Origin of the sequence: Bacillus sp. N3378-2at (assembly GCF_033412715.1) — a bacterium.
In the GTDB taxonomy this organism is placed as follows: Bacteria; Bacillota; Bacilli; order Bacillales; family Bacillaceae; genus Bacillus; species Bacillus subtilis.
Map to the genome: position 1 here is coordinate 62,594 of NZ_CP117986.1, position 25,654 is coordinate 88,247.

Sequence of the window (25,654 nt, forward strand, 5' to 3'; positions counted from 1 at the left end):
ACGAACATATATAATATGGTTACTTTAAAAGCGCTTATATTCATGCTGACTCCTCAGGCAAAAGACAGATCACATATTTGACTGTGGTGCTTTTCATATCCGTATGAAAGGAATGATCAGAGGCATGTCTGAACATCAAGCAGTGATTCAAACAGATATCGTAAAAGGAACCATTAACAAAAATATATACGGTCATTTTGCTGAGCATTTAGGAAGAGGGATTTATGAGGGGATCTGGGTCGGAACGGACTCAGACATCCCCAATATCAACGGGATACGAAAGGACGTGCTGGAGGCGCTCAAACAGCTGCACATCCCTGTCCTCAGGTGGCCGGGCGGGTGTTTTGCGGACGAATACCATTGGGCAAACGGTGTCGGTGACCGTAAGACAATGCTGAACACTCACTGGGGCGGTACAATTGAATCAAATGAATTCGGAACGCATGAATTTATGATGCTTTGCGAGCTGCTTGAATGCGAGCCATATATTTGCGGCAATGTCGGAAGCGGAACCGTTCAGGAAATGGCGGAGTGGATTGAATATATGACATTTGAAGAAGGCACGCCGATGTCAGACTGGAGAAAGCAAAATGGAAGAGAAGAGCCTTGGAAGCTGAAATATTTCGGCGTGGGCAATGAAAACTGGGGCTGCGGCGGCAACATGCATCCCGAATACTACGCAGATCTGTACCGGCGTTTTCAGACTTATGTCCGCAATTACAGTGGGAATGACATTTATAAAATTGCAGGCGGAGCAAATGTGGATGATTTTAATTGGACGGACGTGCTTATGAAAAAAGCCGCTGGCCTGATGGACGGGTTGAGTCTTCATTATTACACGATTCCGGGGGATTTCTGGAACGGCAAAGGATCAGCCACAGAATTCACGGAAGATGAGTGGTTTATTACGATGAAAAAAGCCAAATACATCGATGAATTGATTCAAAAACACGGCACGATTATGGACCGGTACGATCCGGAGCAGCGGGTCGGGCTGATTATTGATGAATGGGGCACTTGGTTTGATCCCGAGCCAGGCACGAATCCCGGTTTCTTATATCAGCAAAACACCATTCGTGATGCACTGGTGGCGGCTTCTCATTTCCACATTTTCCATCAGCATTGCCGCCGGGTGCAAATGGCCAACATCGCCCAAACAGTAAACGTTCTGCAAGCGATGATTTTGACTGAGGGCGAGCGGATGCTTTTGACACCGACGTACCATGTATTCAATATGTTTAAGGTGCACCAGGACGCTTCTCTTTTAGCAACAGAGACAATGTCTGCCGACTATGAATGGAAGGGTGAAACGCTTCCGCAAATCAGCATTTCAGCGTCGAAACAAGCTGAAGGTGATGTCAATATCACTATTTGCAACATCGATCACCAAAACAAAGCGGAGGCGGAAATCGAGCTGAGAGGCCTACACAAGGCAGCGGACCATCCCGGAGTCATTCTTACGGCAGAAAAAATGAATGCGCATAACACGTTTGACGATCCTCATCATGTCAAACCGGAATCCTTCAGACAATACACGCTCAGCAAAAACAAACTGAAAGTAAAACTCCCGCCAATGTCAGTCGTCTTACTTACGCTGCGTGCTTATTCTTAATCGCGCAAGAGCGCCGGAGCTTCATGCCGGCGCTCTTTTTCAGGTTTTAAATGACAGTGAAGAGGAGATGTGATCTTATGCTTCGTACCATTTTAATGATTATTGGGGCAATTGTAGTGATTGGGGCCATTATCAGATTTGTGTTTTAAAAAAAGAGCATATCCCATTCAACCATATAAAAATGAGTAAACCGGCTGTGATCAGGAAAAAATAATTTGTAAGCATTAAAATAGCGTGAACGAATGGGAGATGCTATACTAAAAATCATCATTTCACATTGGAGGAATTCAATAATGGCTATCGTAAAAGCAACTGATCAATCTTTCTCAGCTGAAACAAGCGAAGGCGTCGTACTGGCAGACTTCTGGGCTCCTTGGTGCGGACCTTGTAAAATGATTGCACCTGTTCTTGAAGAATTGGATCAAGAAATGGGAGACAAACTGAAAATCGTAAAAATCGATGTAGACGAAAACCAAGAAACTGCCGGAAAATACGGCGTTATGAGCATCCCGACTCTTCTTGTGTTAAAAGACGGCGAAGTAGTTGAAACTTCAGTCGGCTTCAAACCAAAAGAAGCGCTTCAAGAGCTTGTAAACAAACATCTTTAATTTTCCGCTGCTTACATGCCAGAGCGATTCCGATTGAGGGATCGCTTTTTTTATTCGCCAATTGTGAACCATAGAGAAAAACAAACGTTCGTGTTAAACTGGAAATAAAGGATTAAACATAAGGAAGGGTAACATATGAACAAACAACTGAAAGAAAAACTCGCCCTCCTTCCTGATCAACCGGGTTGTTATCTTATGAAGGACCGGCAGCAGACTGTGATCTACGTAGGGAAAGCAAAAGTGCTGAAAAACAGAGTGCGCTCCTACTTCACCGGTTCTCACGACGCGAAAACCCAAAGGCTTGTGACGGAAATCGAGGATTTTGAATATATCGTGACGTCCTCCAATCTTGAAGCGCTTATTTTAGAAATGAATCTGATCAAAAAGCATGATCCGAAATACAACGTCATGCTCAAAGACGACAAAACCTATCCTTTCATAAAACTCACCCATGAACGCCACCCAAGGCTAATTGTCACCCGCAATGTCAAAAAAGACAAAGGGCGCTATTTCGGGCCGTATCCGAATGTACAGGCAGCAAGGGAAACAAAAAAACTGCTCGACCGTCTGTATCCTCTCAGAAAATGCTCCAAGCTCCCGGACAGAGTGTGCCTTTACTATCATCTGGGCCAATGCCTCGCTCCGTGTGTAAAGGATATTTCCGAAGAGACGAACAGAGAGCTGGTTGAAAGCATTACACGTTTCTTAAGGGGCGGCTATAATGAGGTCAAAAAAGAGCTTGAAGAGAAAATGCATGAAGCTGCTGAGAATCTTGAGTTTGAACGAGCAAAAGAGCTTCGTGACCAAATTGCCCATATTGAATCAACGATGGAAAAACAAAAAATGACGATGAACGATCTAGTCGACCGTGATGTATTCGCGTACGCGTACGATAAGGGCTGGATGTGCGTGCAGGTCTTTTTCATCCGCCAAGGAAAGCTCATTGAACGCGATGTCAGCATGTTCCCGCTTTATCAGGAAGCAGATGAAGAGTTCCTCACGTTCATCGGGCAGTTCTATTCAAAAAACAACCACTTCCTTCCGAAGGAGATTTTAGTTCCGGACAGCGTAGATCAATCCATGATCGAGCAGCTGCTGGAAACAAACGTTCACCAGCCGAAGAAAGGCCCGAAAAAAGAACTGCTCATGCTTGCCCATAAAAATGCGAAAATCGCATTGAAAGAAAAATTCTCTTTAATCGAACGGGACGAGGAGCGTTCAATCGGGGCAGTGCAGAAACTAGGTGAGGCATTAAATATTTATACGCCGCACAGAATTGAAGCGTTTGATAACTCAAACATACAGGGGACAAACCCGGTTTCTGCGATGATTGTGTTTATCGATGGCAAACCATACAAAAAGGAATACCGCAAATATAAAATCAAAACCGTTACAGGGCCGGATGATTATGGTTCTATGAGAGAGGTTGTCAGAAGACGCTATACGAGAGTGCTTCGTGAGAATCTGCCGCTGCCCGATCTGATCATCATTGACGGAGGAAAAGGGCAGATCAACGCAGCAAGGGATGTCATTGAAAATGAACTCGGCTTGGATATCCCGATCGCCGGTTTAGCGAAAGATGAAAAACACAGAACCTCAAATTTACTGATCGGTGATCCGCTGGAGGTGGTGTATCTGGAACGAAACAGCCAGGAATTTTACCTCCTGCAGCGCATTCAGGACGAGGTGCACCGTTTTGCAATCAGTTTTCACAGGCAAATCCGCGGAAAAAGCGCGTTTCAATCCGTTTTGGACGACATCCCGGGTATCGGAGAGAAAAGAAAGAAAATGCTGTTAAAGCATTTCGGTTCCGTTAAAAAAATGAAGGAAGCAAGCCTTGAGGACATCAAAAAAGCCGGTGTTCCCGCAGCGGCGGCTCAGCTCCTTTACGACAAATTGCAAAAATAATGTTGTCCTTTTAAATAAGATCTGATAAAATGTGAACTAATTTCATAGTTAGATCGTGTTATATGGTGAAGATAGAGGTGCGAACTTCAAGAGTATGCCTTTGGAGAAAGATGGATTCTGTGAAAAAGGCTGAAAGGGGAGCGTCGCCGAAGCAAATAAAACCCCATCGGTATTATTTGCTGGCCGTGCATTGAATAAATGTAAGGCTGTCAAGAAATCATTTTCTTGGAGGGCTATCTCGTTGTTCATAATCATTTATGATGATTAATTGATAAGCAATGAGAGTATTCCTCTCATTGCTTTTTTTATTGTGGACAAAGCGCTCTTTCTCCTCACCCGCACGAACCAAAATGTAAAGGGTGGTAATACATGGGTCTTATTGTACAAAAATTCGGAGGCACTTCCGTCGGCTCAGTCGAAAAAATTCAAAATGCGGCAAACCGCGCAATTGCAGAAAAACAGAAAGGCCATCAAGTCGTTGTCGTCGTTTCAGCAATGGGAAAATCCACTGACGAATTGGTCAGCCTTGCAAAAGCTATTTCTGACCAGCCGAGCAAACGCGAAATGGATATGCTGCTGGCGACAGGCGAGCAGGTCACGATTTCACTCCTTTCAATGGCATTGCAGGAAAAAGGCTATGATGCTGTGTCTTATACTGGCTGGCAGGCGGGAATCCGTACGGAGGCCATTCACGGAAACGCCAGAATTACAGATATCGACACTTCGGTTTTAGCAGACCAGCTTGAAAAAGGAAAAATTGTCATTGTTGCAGGATTCCAAGGCATGACAGAGGATTGTGAAATTACGACATTGGGCCGGGGCGGTTCAGATACAACAGCAGTTGCTTTGGCTGTCGCTTTAAAAGCTGATAAATGTGACATATACACAGACGTGCCAGGCGTGTTTACAACTGATCCGCGCTATGTGAAATCAGCGAGAAAACTTGCGGGCATCTCATACGATGAAATGCTTGAGCTTGCCAATTTAGGCGCCGGTGTTCTTCATCCGAGAGCAGTTGAGTTCGCGAAAAATTACCAAGTGCCGTTAGAAGTGCGTTCAAGTACAGAAACCGAAGCGGGAACATTAATTGAGGAGGAATCATCCATGGAACAGAATTTAATTGTCAGAGGCATTGCATTTGAAGATCAAATCACAAGAGTAACCATTTACGGGCTGACTAGCGGTCTGACAACTTTGTCTACTATTTTTACGACACTTGCCAAAAGAAACATAAACGTGGATATCATTATCCAAACGCAGGCCGAGGACAAGACTGGAATTTCCTTCTCTGTCAAAACAGAAGATGCAGATCAAACCGTTGCGGTGCTTGAAGAGTATAAAGACGCGCTGGAATTTGAGAAAATCGAGACAGAAAGCAAATTGGCTAAAGTATCCATTGTTGGATCCGGCATGGTCTCAAATCCTGGTGTAGCGGCTGAAATGTTTGCTGTACTGGCGCAAAAAAACATTTTAATCAAAATGGTCAGCACTTCTGAAATCAAAGTGTCAACAGTCGTAAGCGAAAATGACATGGTGAAAGCAGTCGAGTCGCTTCACGATGCATTTGAGCTTTCAAAACACCCTTCAGCTGTGTAATGACAATCAAAAAGGCGGGACTATGCAGTCACCGCCTTTTTGATTACACTGGGTCTTTCATATCCCATTTCACAGTTAGAACCACTTTATCGGCTCTCTTTTTTACTTGTTCATATGATTCGGCAATCTGATCATTCATTAATTGAATTTGTTCAGCGATAAAACCAGCCTCCAGCTGAAAGCAAGGTTCTTTCTGATGTTTAAGCCGGTTGGAAATGATCGGCCCTTCAAGTTCAAATTCAAGCTCCTGTTTTTTAGCGCTTACGTTGGTGAGGGTTCCCCAGCCCGCTTCTTCAAAGAAGGCCGGAAATTCCTCCCATGATTCAAGAGGAAACTTACGGGCGAGATGTTTTCCTGCCCAATACATCATGGAAGAGTAATCTTGGCCAAGCATATCTGGGAGAACGATCTCTCGTATTAGTTCATAGGCATAGGCGTTCATTTCAATTTCTTTTAGGTTGTCAATAGATGCTTCAAATTTAGACTTCATATCTGTCTCCCCTCTCTCCTGCGTATATTATAGCTCAAACAGGGGGGAGGATTACAGAATGATCCTGTAATTCTTATGAAAAATTAAGCAAGAAATATATATTGATAAAATAAAATTTTTCAATCAACTAATCAATTCGGAAAATTATAATTTATGTACGCGTTTTCTTGACGCCCTTTTGAGGGAGGAGTAAAATGAAATTGTCAATAAATCTTAATAAAGTGCTTACAATTGAAAGAAGTGGGGGAAGAGATTTAGCACATTTCGCACTTATCAAACAGGGGGTAAAGTAATGTCTGGGAACAGAGAGTTTTATTTTCGAAGATTGCATTCCTTGCTTGGCGTCATACCGGTCGGCATCTTTCTCATTCAGCATTTAGTCGTCAACCAGTTTGCCGCAAGGGGCGCTGAAGCATTCAATAGCGCTGCTCATTTTATGGATAGTCTGCCTTTCAGGTATGCCTTGGAAATTTTTATTATCTTCTTACCATTAATTTATCATGCAGTTTATGGTGTGTACATAGCGTTTACTGCGAAAAATAACGCAGGCCAATACAGCTACATGAGAAACTGGCTATTCGTCCTGCAGCGTGTAACCGGTATCATCACCCTCATTTTCGTCAGCTGGCACGTGTGGGAAACCCGCATTGCTGCACAAATGGGCGCTGAGGTCAATTTCGACATGATGGCGAATATTTTGAGCTCTCCGGCTATGCTTGGTTTTTACATTGTCGGTGTTTTATCAACAATTTTCCACTTCTCGAACGGTTTATGGTCTTTCGCTGTTACATGGGGCATCACGGTAACGCCTCGTTCTCAAAGAATTTCGACATACGTTACGCTGATTATTTTTGTTGCACTGTCATACGTAGGCTTAAAAGCGATTTTCGCATTTGTTTAAGAGTACTAGATTACTAGAGGGAGAGGGGCTATCATGAGTCAATCAAGCATTATCGTAGTCGGCGGGGGTCTTGCCGGCCTCATGGCGACAATTAAAGCAGCGGAATCAGGAATGGCGGTTAAGCTGTTTTCCATCGTTCCTGTCAAACGTTCTCATTCGGTTTGTGCGCAAGGCGGCATAAACGGAGCGGTCAATACAAAAGGGGAAGGTGACTCTCCGTGGGAACATTTTGATGACACGGTATACGGGGGAGACTTTCTTGCCAACCAGCCGCCGGTCAAGGCGATGTGTGAAGCGGCGCCTTCGATCATCCACTTATTAGACCGGATGGGCGTCATGTTTAACCGGACGCCTGAAGGCCTGCTTGATTTCCGCCGATTCGGGGGTACACAGCACCACAGAACTGCTTATGCTGGTGCGACGACGGGACAGCAGCTGCTTTACGCACTGGACGAGCAAGTGCGCAGATACGAAGTTGCGGGTCTGGTCACAAAATACGAAGGTTGGGAATTCCTTGGCGCTGTTTTAGATGATGACAGAACCTGCCGCGGAATTGTTGCACAAAACCTGACAAACATGCAAATTGAATCTTTCCGTTCAGACGCTGTCATTATGGCGACGGGCGGACCGGGAATCATCTTTGGAAAATCAACGAACTCCATGATTAATACAGGATCTGCTGCATCAATCGTTTATCAGCAGGGAGCGTATTATGCAAACGGAGAATTCATTCAAATCCACCCGACAGCCATACCGGGCGATGACAAATTAAGACTGATGAGTGAATCAGCGCGTGGTGAAGGCGGTCGCGTGTGGACATATAAAGACGGCAAACCTTGGTATTTCCTGGAGGAAAAATATCCGGCATACGGAAACCTGGTGCCGCGTGATATTGCGACACGCGAAATATTTGATGTGTGTGTGAACCAGAAGCTCGGCATTAACGGTGAAAACATGGTATATCTCGATCTGTCTCATAAAGATCCGAAAGAGCTTGATATTAAGCTTGGCGGCATCATTGAGATTTACGAGAAATTCATGGGAGACGACCCGCGTAAGCTTCCAATGAAAATCTTCCCGGCGGTCCATTATTCTATGGGCGGTTTATGGGTGGATTACGATCAAATGACAAACATCCCTGGACTGTTTGCGGCTGGGGAATGTGATTATTCTATGCACGGCGGCAACCGCTTGGGAGCGAACTCCTTGCTGTCTGCGATTTACGGAGGCATGGTGGCCGGACCGAATGCGGTGAAATATGTAAACGGCTTAGAATCTTCAGCGGAAGACATGTCTTCATCTTTATTCGACGCTCACGTTAAGAAAGAAGAAGAAAAATGGGCTGACATTATGAGTATGGACGGAACCGAAAATGCCTATGTTCTTCACAAAGAGCTCGGTGAGTGGATGACGGCGAACGTAACGGTTGTCCGCCATAATGACAAGCTTTTGAAAACGGATGACAAAATTCAGGAGTTAATGGAGCGCTTCAAAAAGATCAACATCAATGACACGACAAAATGGAGCAACCAGGGAGCGATGTTCACACGCCAGTTCTCAAACATGCTTCAGCTTGCTAGGGTGATTACCCTTGGCGCATACAACCGTAATGAAAGCCGGGGCGCCCATTATAAACCGGATTATCCTGAACGTAATGATGATGAATGGCTCAAAACAACAATGGCTAAACATGTAAGCCCGTATGAAGCGCCGGAATTTGAGTATCAGGATGTCGATGTATCACTGATAACGCCTCGGAAACGGGATTACTCGAAGAAGAAGGTGGCGAAATAATCATGAGTGAACAAAAAACCATACGATTTATTATCACACGTCAAGATACAGCCGACAGCACGCCTTACGATGAAGAATTTGAGATTCCATACCGCCCGAATCTGAACGTCATTTCCGCTCTGATGGAAATCCGCCGGAATCCGGTTAATGTCAAAGGTGAGAAGACAACCCCTGTCACATGGGATATGAACTGTCTTGAGGAAGTATGCGGCGCATGTTCAATGGTCATAAACGGAAAACCCCGCCAATCTTGCACGGCGCTTATCGACCAGCTTGAACAGCCGATCCGTTTAAAACCAATGAAAACATTCCCAGTCGTTCGTGATTTGCAGGTTGATCGCAGCAGAATGTTTGATTCATTGAAAAAAGTAAAAGCATGGATACCGATTGACGGTACGTACGATTTAGGACCGGGGCCGAGAATGCCGGAAAAACGCCGTCAATGGGCATATGAATTATCAAAATGCATGACATGCGGCGTCTGCCTCGAAGCTTGCCCGAATGTGAACAGCAAATCGAAGTTCATGGGGCCTGCACCGATGTCGCAAGTCCGCCTGTTTAACGCGCATCCGACAGGCGCCATGAATAAATCTGAACGATTAGAAGCATTAATGGATGAAGGCGGCCTTGCAGATTGCGGCAACTCGCAAAACTGTGTTCAATCCTGTCCGAAGGGGATTCCGCTTACCACTTCGATTGCAGCCTTGAATAGAGATACAAACTTACAAGCGTTCCGCAATTTCTTCGGAAGCGACAGAGTATAAGAAGAAAAAACCTCTTCCGCATGGGAGAGGTTTTTTTAAACAATAAGGAGATGGAAAAAGATGAAGCTTCCCGCTTATATTGATATGCCGTTTCAAGAATGGAAAACATCCTTTTCTTTTTTCAATGAGGTATCCGTAAGATTTTCCGAGACAGACATGTTTGGGCATATGAATAATGTAACCCCTTTTATATATTTTGAGGAGGCGCGGATTTCTTATTTTAAAAAGCTGAATATGATGAGTGAAAACAAACAGACCATGACAGTCGTGGCAAGCCAGCAATGCGATTATTTGCGCCAAGTCATGCCTTATGAAGAGTTGCGCATCTATGTGAAAACAAGCACAGTCGGCAGTTCATCTCTTACCTTGCACTATCTCGGAGAGAACCGCGAAGGCGAGCCCTGCTTCACCGGGGCAGTCGTGATGGTTCAAGTCTCAAAGGAAAGCGGCAAAGCTGTCAGCTGGACGGATGAGGAGAAAGAAACGCTTCTTCATACACGATAAACTAATTATCTTGTAAACGTCACCTCCTGCGCCCTTCTTACATATGATATCTCGACTATATCAAAACCCATTCGTTTCTGATTCGCTCTCACCTTAGCAAGGAGGGTTACAATACTTGAAGGAGAAAGAATTTCAATCGAAGCCGCTGCTAACGAAAAGAGAAAGAGAAGTGTTCGAATTGCTCGTTCAAGATAAGACAACAAAGGAGATTGCAAGCGAGCTATTTATCAGTGAGAAAACCGTTCGAAACCATATTTCAAATGCCATGCAGAAATTGGGTGTGAAAGGGCGTTCGCAAGCCGTTGTTGAGCTTCTTAGAATGGGTGAGCTAGAGCTTTAATCCTTGCCGGTATTCCTTCTTTTAGGAAGGAGCCGGTTATTGCTGTTTGTTTGGAACATTCGAAATCATTTTTGGAATGCTTTGCAAAACGTAGGCAAGGCATAAAATAAATTTTATTTCTTGATGTTGTTTGACTAAAGTCCTCTATTTCTCTCCTGCGAGTCTTGCATTTTCTTCAAAAAAGAAGGAAAATAGACACGGAACGCTTTTGTGCGTAAGAGATCCTTGAGTGAGGGATGGACAAATGACATCAAAACCTTTGGAGCATGTTGCGGATATTGAAAAGTCACTCCGCCACATTGCCGCGATCATTAAGCAAAAAGGACGAGAAATCCTTAACCAATATGCGATTACGCCGCCGCAATTTGTCGGCTTGCAATGGCTTTATGAATTAGGAGATATGACAATCGGTGAATTATCGGGCAAAATGTATCTGGCATGCAGCACGACAACGGACTTAATCGACCGCATGCAAAAAAATGAGCTTGTGGAGCGGGTCAAGGACCCGGCGGACAGACGTGTTGTCCGGATACATCTGCTGCCTGAAGGAGAACGGATTATCCAAGAGGTCATTACAAAAAGACAGGAATATCTGCGTGATATGTTCGAATCGTTTACAGATGAAGAAATAGCCATCTTCGAAAAATCTTTGATGAAACTGCAGCATGAAATGAAGAGAAAATGAGGCGATTTTGTTGGAACAACCAATAGGAGTCATTGATTCCGGGGTTGGCGGTTTAACCGTTGCGAAGGAAATCATGAGACAGCTACCTAAAGAAAATATTATCTACGTCGGGGATACGAAACGGTGTCCTTATGGACCGCGCCCTGAAGAAGAGGTGCTTCAATATACGTGGGAGCTGACGAATTATTTACTCGAAAACCACCACATCAAAATGCTCGTGATCGCCTGTAATACAGCAACAGCGATCGCTTTGGATGACATCCAGCGCAGCGTCGGCATACCGGTGGTCGGAGTCATCCAGCCTGGTGCGAGAGCAGCGATAAAAGTGACGGATAATCAGCATATCGGTGTCATCGGCACAGAGAATACGATTAAGAGCAATGCATACGAAGAAGCGCTTTTGGCATTAAACCCTGATTTGAAGGTTGAAAACCTTGCCTGCCCGCTGCTTGTGCCTTTTGTGGAAAGCGGGAAGTTTCTCGACAAAACAGCAGACGAGATTGTTAAAACCTCGCTGTATCCGTTAAAAGACACATCAATTGATTCGCTGATTTTAGGCTGCACCCATTACCCTATTTTAAAAGAAGCCATTCAAAGATATATGGGAGAGCACGTAAACATTATTTCGTCCGGCGATGAAACAGCCCGGGAAGTCAGCACAATTCTCTCTTATAAAGGGCTGCTGAACCAGTCTCCGATTGCCCCGGATCATCAGTTCCTGACAACAGGGGCGCGTGATCAGTTTGCAAAAATCGCAGACGATTGGTTTGGCCATGAAGTCGGGCATGTGGAATGTATCTCACTGCAAGAACCGATTAAAAGATAGTTTTTCCCGCAACGGTATGTTGCGGGTTTTTTTCTGTTTTGCCGGAATTCTTCGGTCTATTTCCTAAAGAGGCTCGTATACATAATAGTACAAACATCCTTAGGAGGGAAAAGTATGCTGAAAAAAGGACCTGCAGTCATTGGTGCCACTTGTCTCACCTCTGCCTTGCTTTTATCCGGATGCGGTTTGTTTCAATCTGATAAGGCAGCCGAGGAAATTGATCCGCCTCAAGACGTTACATTCGTGAACGATGAAGCGGGTGCCAATTCAAATACAACAGCAGCCAAAAAAACAGAAAGTGAAAAAAGCGATACCGCAAAAGCGGATCAAGCCTCATCTACTGTTATGAGGGAGCTTTATCTCATTGATAAAAACGGATATGTTGTTGCGCAAACGCTGCCTCTCCCTAAAAGTGAGAGCACGGCTAAGCAGGCGCTTGAATACCTCGTACAGGGCGGGCCTGTGTCTGAAATTCTTCCGAATGGCTTCAGAGCTGTATTGCCGGCTGACACCACCGTTAACGTTGACATCAAAAAAGATGGAACCGCGATAGCTGATTTCTCTAATGAGTTCAAAAATTATAAGAAAGAGGACGAACAGAAAATCGTTCAATCTGTGACGTGGACGCTGACGCAATTTAGTTCGATAGATAAAGTGAAGCTGAGAATAAACGGGCATGAACTGAAGGAGATGCCTGTAGGAGGGACGCCGATCTCAGATGATTTAAGCCGCAAAGACGGCATTAATTTGGAAACAGCCGGTGTAAATGATCTCACTGCTACCCATCCGCTGACAGTCTACTACTTGGCGGAAAACGAAGACAGTGAATACTACGTGCCGGTGACGAAACGAATCGACAATTCGGAAAAAGACGACATCACAGCAGCCATTAATGAATTGGCTAAAGGCCCAAGCAAGGTGAGCGGGCTGTTAACAGACTTCAGTGAAGATGTAAAGCTGGTCAGCAAACCGAAAATCAAAGACGGGCGCGTGACGTTGGATTTCAATCAATCTATATTCGGCAGCGCCGATGAGAAGACGAAAATGATTTCTTCAGAAGTGCTGAACAGCATTGTGCTGACGTTAACGGAGCAGCCGGATGTAAAAAGCGTCTCTGTTAAAGTGAACGGAAAATCAGAGCTTGTAAATGAAAAAGGCGAAAAGCTCACAGAACCGGTCTCCAGACCTTCTCAAGTGAATACGGGTAGTTTTTAAATTGGGATTTTTGATATACTAGAAAGAAAGAGGTTAGCGTTCCGGCTGCCTCTTTCTTTATTCAATTCCGGGACAAAAATGGTTTATGTACATACAATCGGAGGTAAAACATGAGACATGACGGAAGACAACACGATGAGCTGCGTCCAATCACATTCGATTTGGATTTTATCAGCCATCCGGAAGGTTCTGTTCTAATAACAGCAGGGAATACAAAGGTAATCTGCAACGCGTCTGTTGAGGATCGCGTACCGCCGTTTTTGCGGGGCGGAGGGAAAGGCTGGATTACAGCAGAGTACAGCATGCTGCCGCGGGCAACAAACCAAAGAACAATCAGAGAATCTTCTAAGGGGAAAATTTCCGGCAGAACAATGGAGATCCAACGCCTGATCGGCCGCGCGCTTCGAGCTGTTGTAGATCTGGAAAAGCTCGGTGAACGGACGATTTGGATTGACTGTGATGTCATTCAAGCTGATGGAGGAACTAGAACAGCTTCCATTACAGGCGCATTTCTTGCTATGGCGATTGCGATTGGCAAGCTGATCAAAGCAGGAACAATCAAGACAAGTCCGATCACTGATTTTCTTGCTGCGATCTCTGTTGGAATTGATAAGGAACAGGGAATTTTGTTAGATTTAAATTATGAAGAAGATTCCTCCGCTGAAGTTGACATGAATGTCATCATGACAGGCAGCGGCCGTTTTGTGGAACTGCAGGGAACCGGGGAAGAGGCGACTTTTTCAAGAGAGGATCTGAACGGTCTTCTGGGTCTTGCGGAAAAAGGAATTCAAGAGCTGATTGACAAGCAAAAAGAAGTGCTGGGTGATTCTCTGCCAGAACTGAAATAAAGACAGAAAGGCTTGATCATCATGAAAGAAGCAATTATTGCGACACATAATCCGGGAAAAGTGAAGGAATTCAAAGAAATTCTTGAGCCAAGAGGCTATGATGTCAAATCTTTAGCTGAAATTGGATTTACAGAAGAAATTGAAGAAACAGGCCATACATTTGAAGAAAATGCCATTCTGAAAGCGGAAGCTGTTGCCAAAGCAGTAAACAAAATGGTGATTGCGGACGACTCCGGTCTATCCATCGATAATCTTGGCGGCAGACCCGGGGTTTATTCAGCCCGCTATGCAGGGGAACAGAAAGACGACCAGGCAAATATCGAAAAAGTGCTCAGCGAGCTGAAAGGTATCGAAAAAGAACAGCGCACCGCCCGTTTCCGCTGCGCACTGGCCGTGAGTATTCCCGGTGAGGAAACAAAAACAGTCGAAGGCCATGTTGAAGGGTATATTGCCGAAGAACCGAGAGGAGAATATGGCTTTGGCTATGACCCAATCTTTATCGTGAAAGATAAAGATAAGACAATGGCTGAACTGACAAGTGATGAAAAAAATAAAATCAGCCATAGGGCTGACGCGCTTAAAAAGCTGTCTAAGCTTTTGGAGGCATAAGGAGGAAGCTTGTACATGAACGTGCTGATTATCAGTGACAGCCATGGGCTTGAAGAAGAACTCCAAACCATTGCGAAACGGCATGAGGCAGAAGTTGATCTCATGATTCATTGCGGGGACTCTGAGCTTGAAACGAGGCATCCTGCATTGGAGCCTTATGCGGTTGTAAAAGGCAATTGCGATTTTGCCGGCGATTTTAAGGACGAGCTTCTTCTGACTGCCGGCTCAAGAAAAATACTGGTCACACACGGCCACCTTCACGGTATAAAACAGACCTTGTTAAACGTATACTATCGTGCAGAGGAGCTCGGAGCGGATGTTATCTGCTTCGGGCATTCGCACATCGCGGGCAGCGAAGTGCTGCGCGGAAAACTGATGATTAACCCAGGCAGCATCCGGCTTCCGAGGGTGCGCAGGACAGAAAGCTATGCTATACTGACATTAGAAAATGATGCTGCGACAGTCCGTTTTTACGACCAAGCAGGCAATGAAATTGAGGATCTGCAAAACCGAGTCACACTATGAAAATGTCATGAGGAAGAAAATTTTCTTCCTTATGAAAAAAATTCTAAAAAACCGTTGACTTATTATTGCATCCCATATATAATAAATCTTGTCGCTGATAGTTAAAGCGAAAAACAAAAAAACAAAACGTGTCCCAGTAGCTCAGCTGGATAGAGCAACGGCCTTCTAAGCCGTCGGTCGGGAGTTCGAATCTCTCCTGGGACGTATTTAAATCGGGTGCTAAAACCCGTCAAATCAACCTTCTATATCGTATAGTGAAACGGTCAGTATAACGGTCACGTAAGAAATTACACTGTTATTGGCTTATATCACTTTCGATATAGGAGGTTTTTTGTTGTGACAAAAAGAAAAGGATTATTAGATGTTGATGTGGATGTAAATGGATTATTAAATGGATTAACCATTACTAGTACGAATTCCACCGCTCCAAAAGAAAAAATAAAACAATTTGAGGTCTTGGATCACTCAATGTTGGTTTCTGATGCTCTCGAAACCATCACTAGGCAAATGAAGGTTAGCGGGAATAGAAGGCGTACAATAAGCGATTATGTCCTTCATGTAGAGCATTTTCAGAGTATAACAAACGTAAACCATGTTGCTGATATTACAGCGGATACGGTCTATAAATGGCTAGATAGTATGAATGTAAGCAATCAAACTAAATTAACACGATTGAAATGTCTAAAAGCATTCCTCTCCCGCTGTTTTGATAACGGTTGGATTGAAATAAAATTTTGGAAAACCATTAATATAAAGGTCGATCAAAAGGTTAAGGAAGGTGCTACAGAACGTGATGTTAATGTACTGCTCTCTTTATTGGACTTAAGCAATTTCATTCAGCTGAGGGACGATACAGCTGTCCTAGTGATGTTTAAAACGGGTATTCGAATAAATACATTAACTCAACTTGAAGAACGCCACATAGACTTCAATAATAATGTGCTGAATTTGGAAGGCAGTATTATGAAAAATCATCAGCAAATTAAATTACCTTTTGACGACGTAATTAAAAGGATGCTAAAGGTATTGATAAAACAAAATGCCATGATTAGAGATGGATACGGCAAGAAGAACAGTCTGATTTTTATTACTAAGTACGGTGATGTTATATCAAACTCTCCAACGCATAATAACATTCAAAAACGGCTAAACAAATATGCTAAGATGTACGGTTTGAAAAATATCAACCCTCATGCTTTGAGAAGGGGTTTTGCAAAATCATTGTTAGATAAGGGGGCAAATGTTGCTGTGATATCTAAGGCATTAGGACATAGCGATATTTCCGTCACAACTAAGTATTTGCATTTGGATGTTGATGAAGTAGCGAATAGCCTTCGCTCTTATCTGGATGTCTAAGGGGATGAAACGCTTAGCCCATCACTCAAATAAAGTGGCTCAGTATGTTGAAATATCAAGACAAACCTATGAGGGGGCGATTAATTCCTTATCGTAATAATCGTTGATCTCTGTATAAACAAATAATTATTGAATATGATGAGAGGAGAAATTATGGATAAAAATATAATAAAAGAATTTATAGAGGATTCAAAACACGTTACTTTTCATTTCGTATATGAGGAAAATAGCGGGAAAATTCGAGTCTTAAACAACCATGGATACGAAATTAGTCCAGAATCTGGAACAGCGATAATAGAGGGAATCCAAGGCATATGTAAATTTAAGTGATGTTGAAATGAATAACATTAGAATGCATAATGCAGAAAATGACCTGTGGAATTATTCTCAATTATATGGACCTAGAGCATTAGAGACACCTTTTAGAAATAATCTAAAAGGGAATTGGGGATTTACCTGTGGAATGTGTGGAAAAAAGGTATCTAGCAAGACTGATAGTAGTTGGTGGAGAATTGCTGGTTCAGATTATGAATCAAACCATAAATATTGCTCAGAGCAATGTATTCAACCAGTCCTATCTGAAATAAAACAAAAAATCAAAATAGAAACATATGAAAGATTTGGCGTTAGATAATACATTATATATCAACAGCAGTACATTAAATCAATTTCAGTGATGTAATTTAAGCGAGCGGTCGAATGACTGTTCTCTGTTTTTATAATCTAAAATAAAAAAGAAATTACCATTAGTACATTATTATGAGTACCTTTGAGGTAAAATAAAAAAGAGGTTTATATCAAGCTTTTAAGGATAAAACCATTGTCTCCTGAGTCACTTCAACAGTAAGTATCTTATTTGATACTATGTAAATGCTATTTTTCATCATATCGGCGTATAATTCCATAAATTACCTATAAAAAGTTCTTGTTTGCTACTTTTGTTTTATTCCTAAGCTTTTTCCTAGAGGTTTTAACGAAAGTAGCCAATTTGGAGTTTGGTATAATGTAAATATGAATTGAAATAAGGGTTCAACCTTAAGATTAAGATAGACTAAGAAATTGGGTTGCCATCCCGACCTACTTACGTAGGTCTCCTAGGCAGTAGCACCTTCCTATAGGAAGGCACTACTTGTAAAACTCTTAAACAACAAAAGTGAATACTTTAATAGTGTATATCTGCTAGAAATGTCAAAGATTTGAGGCAATTAAAACGGTGTGCATCTTTTGATATAATATAAATATGACAATAAATAAAATATTACGGCAAAACTTGCACACCATTCAATTGGTCTAAATCACTAGTGAGAACTTAGATAACTTATGTAAGGAGGGATTAAAAATGGCTGTCAATGACAGTCCTCCAATTGAAAGTAGGTAATTATAGTGGAACGAAAACTCATATTAACAACAGAAGAATTTGTAATGAAATTTGGAGCGAATGCTCAGAAGGCTAGGGTCAAAAGGGACGGTAAACTAGGGTCAAGAACTAGAGAGTCGATTATTAAAACAGCTGAGCAGGAATATGTAATAGAAATCATTAAACAAGGCAGGAGCAACATATACGAATGTAATAAGCGTGATGAAAAGGTTATGAAGAAAGACGGTCGTGTAAGAAGTGGTCGTGAACAAGTTGAACATAGAATCCCAATGGACATAATTGTAGCGACTCATTTAGAATACGATTTGACGAAACAAGCTAGTATGAGCCTAGGAAAATGGGCGATTGAATTTGGATTAATTACAGACCTCGAACATGATCTGTTACGTTCTAGACATAGTAGTAAAATGCGTCAAAAACACATCGATAAGGCTATTGAAAACGGCATTATTGAAGAAGAACAAACCAAATTATTAGATGAGTTTACACAGTACTGCCTTGAGATATATGGGCAATTGGCTAAGACCTTAGAGCATATGAAGAAATGTGGTATCATCTTATTTTATGAGAACTGGAAAGGGTACGGCAAAGACGGGAAGATTGATATCAATCCCGAAATAATGAAGCAAATTCAAAAAACTAGACGTCGATTAATGAAGAAATATGATGTTGTTGAATTCAATTTGATTGCACATAGTAACGCTAGAAAGGTTAAAAGCTTCAAGTGTGAATGGAAACAAGCATTAGCTGAAGTTGAGGACGAAAACGGAAATATCTTAGGAATCAAGTATTACTGGAAAGAATATGCTATGATATTGAAGGCTACAAGTAAAGCAGTGCAACGATATCTCGAAATGTATTGTGCGGATGCTCTAGAAAGTTATGTGAGTGAGAAAGAACAATTCATAAATGAGAATGAAGCTGACTATGTGCTAAAGCGTAAGGTAAATATCATGAAAAAGGCTGAGAAACGTCACAAGCAAAGGCTTCAGGAATACAAGGAACAGAAGATTGGATTTGCCACTGAGGAAGAGGAAGTATTTATTAGACTCTTCTACACGCAGCAAGAACTTGAAGATATCTTTGCTGGCTATTAAGAGGTTACACTTGCAGAATCTATATATGGAGCGGATGCGGCAATTATTCGATTTATATAACCTAAAAGGCACAAACTTTGTAGGAGTCTCATAATTGAGGCTCTTCTTTTTATCGATCAAATCTGATGTCGTAGCCTCGATATTTAAACAATAACTAATAAAACTCGTCTTTTATTCACTTGGTTAAAGAATGAACCTAAACTAAGGAGCAGATAGAAAAAAGAGCGATACATCTTCTTTCCTAATTTTTGCATGATTATAGTATAATGGACACAAACAACCTTTTAGGAAAACGGTGATAACAATGAGTGGCAACTTTTCATTTTTTCAAGGGAAATGGGATGTACTTGCTAACTTGGGAGAGACAGCTGAGAGAAATGTATATCATGACCCCCATACAACAGTAATGAAACTGCGATTGTTCGCTGAAACACTAACTAAATTTATTCTTGCCGCTGAAAATATTAAAGAGGCATATGGTACAACGCAAGTGGATCGCATTAACACTTTGCGTCGGGAAAGGTTACTTGAGCCTGAATTAATTGATATATTAGAGGCTCTTCGTCGCAAAGGGAATGTAGCGATGCATGAAGCGGATTATGGAAAAGTAGAAGAAGCAAAGGCTTTGTTGCAATTAACGTTCCGCTTGTCCATTTGGTTCATGGAGGTATATGGTGATTGGGATTTTCAAGCACCAGAGTATACAGAACTTCAAGAACAAGTAGAACAGAGTACAGAAACACTTCAGCGAGAATATGAGGAGAAAGTCAAAAAGCTTGAAGAAGAATTAGAGGCAATTCGTCGACAGGCGGAAGTGGAACTAGAAGAGGTAAAAATCGAACGTAAAAAGATATCCAAAAACTTTATGCGTCGACAGCAATTAACTGAAGCTGAAACACGTACGATTATTGATGGAAAACTACGTGCTGTTGGGTGGGAAGTAGACACAACTGTACTAAATCATCAAAAGAACGGAACGCTGCCAGAGAAAAATCGAAACATGGCAATTGCAGAATGGAAGGTCAATGGCGGCAGGGTTGACTATGCGTTGTTTATTGGCTTAAAGCTTGTTGGCTTTATTGAAGCTAAGGCAAAAAAGAAAACGATTCCTGGCGCATTAGAAAGTCAAACAAAAGTGTATGCAAAAAATGCGGCACAAGTCGAAGATGAAGTCATCATACCTACAACAGGTGAATATAAAGTGCCGTTTTTATACGCAACGAACGGCCGACCATACTTGAGACAACTTCAAGAAGAGTCGGGCATCTGGTTTTGGGATTCACGTAAACCGTTAGAACATGCTCGCCCATTAGAAGGCTGGCATTCACCTGATGACTTGCAGCTTCTTCTTAGTCAAGATGATAAGGATGCAAATAAACGCTTAGAAGAAGAGGATATTACGAAGTTTGGTTTGCGTCATTATCAGCAAAGAGCGGTACTTTCCGCTGAAGAGGGATTAAAAGAAGGGCAACGAAGAATGCTTATTGCAATGGCAACGGGAACTGGGAAAACTCGTACTGCTATCGCCCTCATGTATCGCTTAATTAAGTCCAAAAAATGTCGTCGTATTCTTTTCCTTGTAGACCGTAATTCGTTAGGAAAACAGACAGAGGATGCACTTAAGGATACAAAAATTGAAGGCTACTCATTTGCTGATATATACGATGTAAAGTCTTTAGAAGACATGTCTCCAGAAGTTGAAACGAAGGTGCAAATTGCGACGGTGCAGGGAATGGTTAGAAGACTTTTCTATAGCGATAACGAGAAGCTTCCAAGTGTCGGGCAGTATGATTTCATCATTGTAGATGAAGCACATCGTGGCTATACAAGTGACAAAGAAATGTCAGAGGAAGAATTGGAATTCCGTGACCAAAATGATTATATTAGCCAATATCGACGTGTAATTGATTATTTTGATGCGGCATGTTTAGGACTTACTGCAACACCAGCTCTTCATACAACAGAGATTTTTGGTATGCCTATTTTTAAATATTCTTATAGTGAAGCGGTTCTGGATGGCTACTTAGTTGACCATGAACCACCATATCTGTTTAAGACAGAACTTTCACAAGTCGGCATTACTCTTGAAAAAGACGAAGAAGTTGAAGTGTATGATGTTGATAAAGGCGAGATTCAACTAGAAAAAATGGAAGATACCATTCATTTTGAGGTTGAACAGTTTAATAAACGGGTAATTACTGAACCTTTTAATCGGGCGGTTCTAAACAAACTGGTTGAATACATTGATCCGACAGGAAAAGAGAAAACTCTTATCTTTGCAGCGACTGACCAACACGCAGATTTAGTTGTTCGGTTATTAAAGGAAGCCTTTAAAGAACGTGGCGATGAAATTGAAGATGATGCTATTATGAAAATTACTGGCTATATCTATAAGCCATTAGATGCCATTAAAAGGTTTAAGAACGAGCGGCTGCCAAATGTCGTTGTAACGGTTGATTTACTCACCACAGGCATTGACGTTCCTCCAATAACAAATCTAGTATTCTTACGGCGTATACAGTCTCGTATTCTTTATGACCAAATGCTTGGACGTGCAACCCGTCTTTGTCCCGACATTGGAAAAACACACTTTAACATTTACGATGCGGTGGGCATCTACGATAAATTGCAAAGCTATACGGAGATGAAACCTGTTGTAAAGAAACAAAATTACAGTATCGGTGAACTATATGAATCACTTGCCAATGCTACTGCAGAAGATGAAGCTTCGTTTTATCGTGACCAATTGGCAGCGAAAATTCAGCGTCGCAAGCAAAGGCTGAATGAAGAAGGAAAACAAAAGTTTGAAGAATTGTCGAATGGAAAAAATGTGGATGAGTGGGCGAAAGAAATTCAAACGTATACGCCACAAGAAGCAAAACAGCACAACATGTTATTTGAATATATGGAAGCCTATCGGGTAAAAGGCGAGAAACGATATATCTCCAACAAAGAGGATGAAGTAACAGATGTGGTTCGGGGATACGGTGAAGGAAACAAGAGACCAGAAGATTATTTAGAAGGTTTCGTTCGTTTTATCCAAGAAAATATTAATGAAATTCCCGCTCTTCATCTTATTTGCACACGCCCGAAAGATTTAACAAGGCAGGATTTACGAGAACTTATTACCATTCTAGAAACGAAAGGCTTTAAGCAATCTCATTTGCAGACAGCTTGGAAGCAGACAAAAAATGAAGACATTGCAGCAGACATTATTAGCTTTATTCGCCAAGCTGCATTAGGTGAAGCACTAGTTGCCCATGAAGCACGTATTAAACAAGCGATGCAAAAAGTGTATTCACTGCATGATTGGACTCCAAGACAGAAGAAATGGTTAGAGAGAATAGAAAAGCAATTACTTCAAGTGCCTGTATTAGCACCAACTGCAGAAGAGGCATTCTCGGAAGAGCCATTTAAAACTTCTGGCGGCTATAAATTGCTGAAGCGGGAGTTTGGTGACTATATTGATGCGGTTGTTACCACTATAAATGAGAACCTTTATATTAGTTAACAATGTGCCTCTTCATAGGGGCATTTTTTCAGTTATAATAGATAAGTTACTTTATCTTTGATTTTCACTTTAATGAGGTTTGAATGAAAATCCAAAATTAAAATATACTCGGAGTTAGCAGGAGGCTGAAAAATGAACAACCAAGAAATCGTTCAAAAACTATGGAATTTATGTAATGTGTTACGTGATGATGGGATTACCTATCAGCAATATGTAACAGAGTTGACCTACTTATTATTCCTCAAAATGATGAAAGAGCAGGAAACAGAAGGTGTGATTCCAGAAGGATATCGATGGGATGATTTGTTAGATAAAGAAGGTTTGGAATTAAAGACATTTTATCAGCGATTGTTACTTGAATTAGGAAGCAGCGAAAATGAACGGCTGCGTCTAATATACAGTGATGCGTCTACAAGTATTGCTGAGCCGAAAAACTTAGAGAAAATTATCAAATCAATTGATGCCCTTGATTGGTACAATGCAAAAGAAGAAGGTCTAGGCAATCTTTATGAGGGATTGTTAGAGAAGAATGCCAGTGAAAAGAAATCAGGAGCGGGGCAATACTTCACACCTCGTGTATTAATTGATGTGATGGTTCAATTAATTGACCCGAAAATTGGTGAGCGGTGTGCTGACCCTGCAGCTGGAACATTCGGTTTCATGATTGCTGCAGACCAATATTTAAAGAATCAAACAGATGACTACTTTGATATAGAACCACAAGAAGCTGAGTTCCAAAAGAAAGAAGCCTTTGTAGGTATGGAACTTGTTAAAGATACCCATCGTCTGGCACTCATGAATGCTTTGCTTCATAATATCGAAGGACGCTTGGAACAAGGCGATACTTTATCGGGTAACGGGAAATGGATGAAGAACTTTGATGTTATTTTAACAAACCCGCCGTTCGGTACCAAAAAAGGCGGAGAACGGGTATCCCGCGACGATTTAACGTTTGAAACATCGAATAAACAGTTGAATTTCCTGCAGTTGATTTATAACGCTTTAAAAGATGATGGAAATGCAAGAGCAGCGGTTATCTTGCCCGATAATGTCTTGTTTGAAAGCGGGATTGGCTCACAAATTCGTCGTGACTTGATGAACAAATGTAACTTACACACGATTTTACGCTTACCAACAGGAATTTTTTATGCGCAAGGTGTAAAAACGAATGTCTTATTCTTTACAAGGGGAACAACAGACCAAGATAACACGAAGGATGTATGGGTATATGATCTTCGGACAAATATGACTTCATTTGGCAAACGTAATCAGCTAACAATGGCTCATTTTGAACACTTCATGAAGGCATATGTAGCTGAAGACCGATCGAAAGTGGAAGATGAACGTTGGAACAAGTTTTCGCGAGAAGAAATTGCAAAGAAGGATGACAGTCTAGATATCGGATTGATTGCTGACGAGTCTTTATCATCATATGAAAACCTACCAGACCCTATTGAATCGGCAGAAGAGGCGATTGCGAAACTTCAACAAGCAATGGAGTTGTTAAATGAAGTGGTGGAAGAATTACGTGCTGTTGAAGAGGATGAGGTGGTCAAAAAATGAGTAAGGAAAAGAAGACCATTGAAGAATTAGTAGGAGAAACTATAGTGCCAGTAGAAGAGCAGCCTTATGAACTGCCTGAAAATTGGATATGGGTAAAATTATTAAATGGTTACGCAGTATGTCTAGATAAATATCGTAAGCCAGTTAATGCTGAAGAAAGAGCAAAAAGAGTAGGGAATATACCTTATTATGGTGCTACTGGACAAGTTGGATGGATAGATGACTATCTTACAGATGAGGAACTTGTTCTTTTGGGAGAAGATGGAGTTCCTTTTTTAGAGCCTTTCAAAAATAAAGCTTATATTATTAGGGAGAAAGCATGGGTTAACAACCATGCACACATATTAAGGTCTAACTTTGGTTCGGAAGGGAATTTATTCCTACTGCATTATTTGAACCAATTTAATTTTAACGGGTATGTAAGTGGTACTACTAGATTGAAACTTACTCAGAAGAAAATGGCTATCATTCCTGTTCCTCTTCCGCCACTCAATGAGCAAAAACGGATTGCTGAGAAAGTGGAGCGGCTTTTAAGTAAAATTGAAGAAGCAAAGCAGTTGATTGAAGAAGCGAAGGAAACGTTTGAACTTCGTCGGGCATCGATTATAAGAACTATTTTAAAAGAAGAATTAAGTAATGGTAAACTTCCTACAGGTTGGAGAAATATAAAGGTTAAGGATTTGTTTACCATTTTTGGAGGTGGAACTCCAAGTAAGGCAAAAGAAGAGTATTGGAATGGAAGAATACCATGGATTTCTGCTAAAGATATGAAGACCACTTTTATCTCAAAGACAATGGATTACATTACTGAGGAAGGTCTAAACAACTCATCAGCGAAGCTTGCAAAAAGAGGTTCAGTCGCAATGGTTGTAAGGAGTGGTATTTTGCAAAGAACGCTCCCAGTTGCATTTTTACTCTCAGAATGTACAGTTAATCAAGATTTGAAGGTATTCGATTCTGGAGATGAATTAATAAATAAGTACTTCTTATGGTATGTAAAAGGCAATGAAAGGAACTTGTTACATAACTATTCAAAATCTGGAACTACTGTTAATAGTATTGAATTTGAAAAGTTTAAGTCTCATGAAATCTTATTACCGCCTATGGACGTACTAAAGCAGAAAATAGATAAAATTGAAAATGTAATTGAAAAGGAAAAAAGTGCAAACGTTATGCTAAACTTAGCAAACTCAATCGATGAATTGAAATCTTCTATCCTTTCCAAAGCTTTTCGAGGTGAACTCGGAACGAACGACCCAAGTGAAGAAAATGCGGTTGAATTGTTAAAAGAAGTGCTACAAGAACAAGTGAAATAGTTATAAGAAGGCATCCAAATTAGTTGGGTGTCTTTTATGGTTGCATACATGTCAAGTTGTGGGATAGGGTATGTTGGTGTCTTGGTTTGATACAGAAACCACCCTCATTCACAAACTGACAATCGGTAAATTTCCGACACGACTCAGATTCTCAATGTGATTTAACATGGTAAAGTAATAAGAGTTGCAGTGAAACCCTATTCGAGTT

Annotated in this window: 23 protein-coding genes, 1 tRNA gene and 1 riboswitch; of the genes, 23 read left to right on the forward strand and 1 reads right to left on the reverse strand. The window is 41.6% G+C overall.

What is annotated here, in order from left to right; all coding sequences use genetic code 11:
- Positions 1-124: 124 nt before the first annotated feature.
- The 4 genes from abfB (at position 125) to PUN35_RS00320 (ending at position 5,724) form a co-directional block, all read left to right on the forward strand.
- Positions 125-1,612: an alpha-L-arabinofuranosidase AbfB gene (abfB, locus tag PUN35_RS00305; protein WP_033881448.1), complete on the forward strand. Its 1,488-nt coding sequence runs from the start codon at positions 125-127 to the stop codon at positions 1,610-1,612.
- 293 nt (positions 1,613-1,905) lie between these two features.
- On the forward strand, positions 1,906-2,220 hold the full coding sequence (gene trxA / locus PUN35_RS00310; protein WP_003222500.1) for a thioredoxin: 315 nt from the start codon (positions 1,906-1,908) through the stop codon (positions 2,218-2,220).
- 135 nt (positions 2,221-2,355) lie between these two features.
- A complete protein-coding gene (uvrC, locus tag PUN35_RS00315) occupies positions 2,356-4,128 on the forward strand; it encodes an excinuclease ABC subunit UvrC (protein WP_014480497.1) in 1,773 nt (590 codons plus the stop codon).
- A 64-nt stretch (positions 4,129-4,192) separates the two neighbouring features.
- A riboswitch (Lysine riboswitch) is annotated at positions 4,193-4,372 on the forward strand.
- Positions 4,373-4,497: 125 nt separating this feature from the next.
- The gene (locus PUN35_RS00320; RefSeq protein ID WP_014480495.1) at positions 4,498-5,724 is read left to right on the forward strand and encodes an aspartate kinase; all 1,227 of its coding nucleotides are present in this window, start codon (positions 4,498-4,500) and stop codon (positions 5,722-5,724) included.
- A 43-nt stretch (positions 5,725-5,767) separates the two neighbouring features.
- Here PUN35_RS00320 and PUN35_RS00325 read toward each other — a convergent pair whose 3' ends face one another.
- Positions 5,768-6,214: a YslB family protein gene (locus PUN35_RS00325; RefSeq protein ID WP_003222508.1), complete on the reverse strand. Its 447-nt coding sequence runs from the start codon at positions 6,212-6,214 to the stop codon at positions 5,768-5,770.
- A 292-nt stretch (positions 6,215-6,506) separates the two neighbouring features.
- Here PUN35_RS00325 and sdhC point away from each other — a divergent pair, with 292 nt between their 5' ends.
- The 19 genes from sdhC (at position 6,507) to PUN35_RS00420 (ending at position 25,446) form a co-directional block, all read left to right on the forward strand.
- Positions 6,507-7,115, forward strand: a complete 609-nt coding sequence (gene sdhC, locus PUN35_RS00330) for a succinate dehydrogenase cytochrome B558 (protein WP_003222512.1) — start codon at positions 6,507-6,509, stop codon at positions 7,113-7,115.
- 33 nt (positions 7,116-7,148) lie between these two features.
- Positions 7,149-8,909 (forward strand): succinate dehydrogenase flavoprotein subunit, encoded by a 1,761-nt coding sequence (gene sdhA, locus PUN35_RS00335; RefSeq protein WP_003229567.1) that lies wholly within the window; start codon positions 7,149-7,151, stop codon positions 8,907-8,909.
- Between the two features lie 2 nt (positions 8,910-8,911).
- The gene (sdhB, locus tag PUN35_RS00340; RefSeq protein ID WP_003229569.1) at positions 8,912-9,673 is read left to right on the forward strand and encodes a succinate dehydrogenase iron-sulfur subunit; all 762 of its coding nucleotides are present in this window, start codon (positions 8,912-8,914) and stop codon (positions 9,671-9,673) included.
- A 60-nt stretch (positions 9,674-9,733) separates the two neighbouring features.
- Positions 9,734-10,177: an acyl-CoA thioesterase gene (locus tag PUN35_RS00345; RefSeq protein WP_014480494.1), complete on the forward strand. Its 444-nt coding sequence runs from the start codon at positions 9,734-9,736 to the stop codon at positions 10,175-10,177.
- Between the two features lie 115 nt (positions 10,178-10,292).
- The gene (gene gerE / locus PUN35_RS00350) at positions 10,293-10,517 is read left to right on the forward strand and encodes a spore germination transcription factor GerE (protein WP_003184172.1); all 225 of its coding nucleotides are present in this window, start codon (positions 10,293-10,295) and stop codon (positions 10,515-10,517) included.
- 244 nt (positions 10,518-10,761) lie between these two features.
- Positions 10,762-11,202: a MarR family winged helix-turn-helix transcriptional regulator gene (locus PUN35_RS00355; RefSeq protein ID WP_003229573.1), complete on the forward strand. Its 441-nt coding sequence runs from the start codon at positions 10,762-10,764 to the stop codon at positions 11,200-11,202.
- A 7-nt stretch (positions 11,203-11,209) separates the two neighbouring features.
- Complete coding sequence (gene racE / locus PUN35_RS00360) at positions 11,210-12,028, forward strand: glutamate racemase (protein ID WP_010886589.1); 819 nt, start codon at positions 11,210-11,212, stop codon at positions 12,026-12,028.
- Positions 12,029-12,142: 114 nt separating this feature from the next.
- Positions 12,143-13,243 (forward strand): spore germination protein GerM, encoded by a 1,101-nt coding sequence (gene gerM / locus PUN35_RS00365; protein WP_003229578.1) that lies wholly within the window; start codon positions 12,143-12,145, stop codon positions 13,241-13,243.
- 110 nt (positions 13,244-13,353) lie between these two features.
- Positions 13,354-14,091, forward strand: coding sequence for a ribonuclease PH (gene rph / locus PUN35_RS00370; RefSeq protein WP_014480493.1), 738 nt, complete (start codon positions 13,354-13,356; stop codon positions 14,089-14,091).
- A 12-nt stretch (positions 14,092-14,103) separates the two neighbouring features.
- The gene (locus PUN35_RS00375; protein ID WP_015251523.1) at positions 14,104-14,700 is read left to right on the forward strand and encodes an XTP/dITP diphosphatase; all 597 of its coding nucleotides are present in this window, start codon (positions 14,104-14,106) and stop codon (positions 14,698-14,700) included.
- A 15-nt stretch (positions 14,701-14,715) separates the two neighbouring features.
- A complete protein-coding gene (locus PUN35_RS00380; protein WP_003229585.1) occupies positions 14,716-15,225 on the forward strand; it encodes a metallophosphoesterase in 510 nt (169 codons plus the stop codon).
- A gap of 130 nt (positions 15,226-15,355) precedes the next feature.
- Positions 15,356-15,429: transfer RNA gene (locus tag PUN35_RS00385), tRNA-Arg, on the forward strand.
- A gap of 132 nt (positions 15,430-15,561) precedes the next feature.
- On the forward strand, positions 15,562-16,581 hold the full coding sequence (locus PUN35_RS00390) for a tyrosine-type recombinase/integrase (RefSeq protein ID WP_014480492.1): 1,020 nt from the start codon (positions 15,562-15,564) through the stop codon (positions 16,579-16,581).
- 153 nt (positions 16,582-16,734) lie between these two features.
- A complete protein-coding gene (locus PUN35_RS00395; RefSeq protein ID WP_014480491.1) occupies positions 16,735-16,911 on the forward strand; it encodes a hypothetical protein in 177 nt (58 codons plus the stop codon).
- Between the two features lie 7 nt (positions 16,912-16,918).
- Positions 16,919-17,215 (forward strand): hypothetical protein, encoded by a 297-nt coding sequence (locus PUN35_RS00400; protein WP_033881452.1) that lies wholly within the window; start codon positions 16,919-16,921, stop codon positions 17,213-17,215.
- A gap of 749 nt (positions 17,216-17,964) precedes the next feature.
- Complete coding sequence (locus PUN35_RS00405) at positions 17,965-19,056, forward strand: hypothetical protein (RefSeq protein WP_129134340.1); 1,092 nt, start codon at positions 17,965-17,967, stop codon at positions 19,054-19,056.
- Between the two features lie 304 nt (positions 19,057-19,360).
- Complete coding sequence (gene hsdR / locus PUN35_RS00410) at positions 19,361-22,567, forward strand: type I restriction-modification system endonuclease (RefSeq protein ID WP_014480489.1); 3,207 nt, start codon at positions 19,361-19,363, stop codon at positions 22,565-22,567.
- 132 nt (positions 22,568-22,699) lie between these two features.
- Positions 22,700-24,130 carry a class I SAM-dependent DNA methyltransferase gene (locus tag PUN35_RS00415; protein ID WP_014480488.1) on the forward strand — a complete coding sequence of 477 codons (1,431 nt, stop codon included), beginning with the start codon at positions 22,700-22,702 and terminating at the stop codon, positions 24,128-24,130.
- The gene (locus PUN35_RS00420; protein WP_014480487.1) at positions 24,127-25,446 is read left to right on the forward strand and encodes a restriction endonuclease subunit S; all 1,320 of its coding nucleotides are present in this window, start codon (positions 24,127-24,129) and stop codon (positions 25,444-25,446) included. Before PUN35_RS00415 ends, PUN35_RS00420 begins: the two co-directional genes overlap by 4 nt.
- Positions 25,447-25,654: the final 208 nt, after the last annotated feature.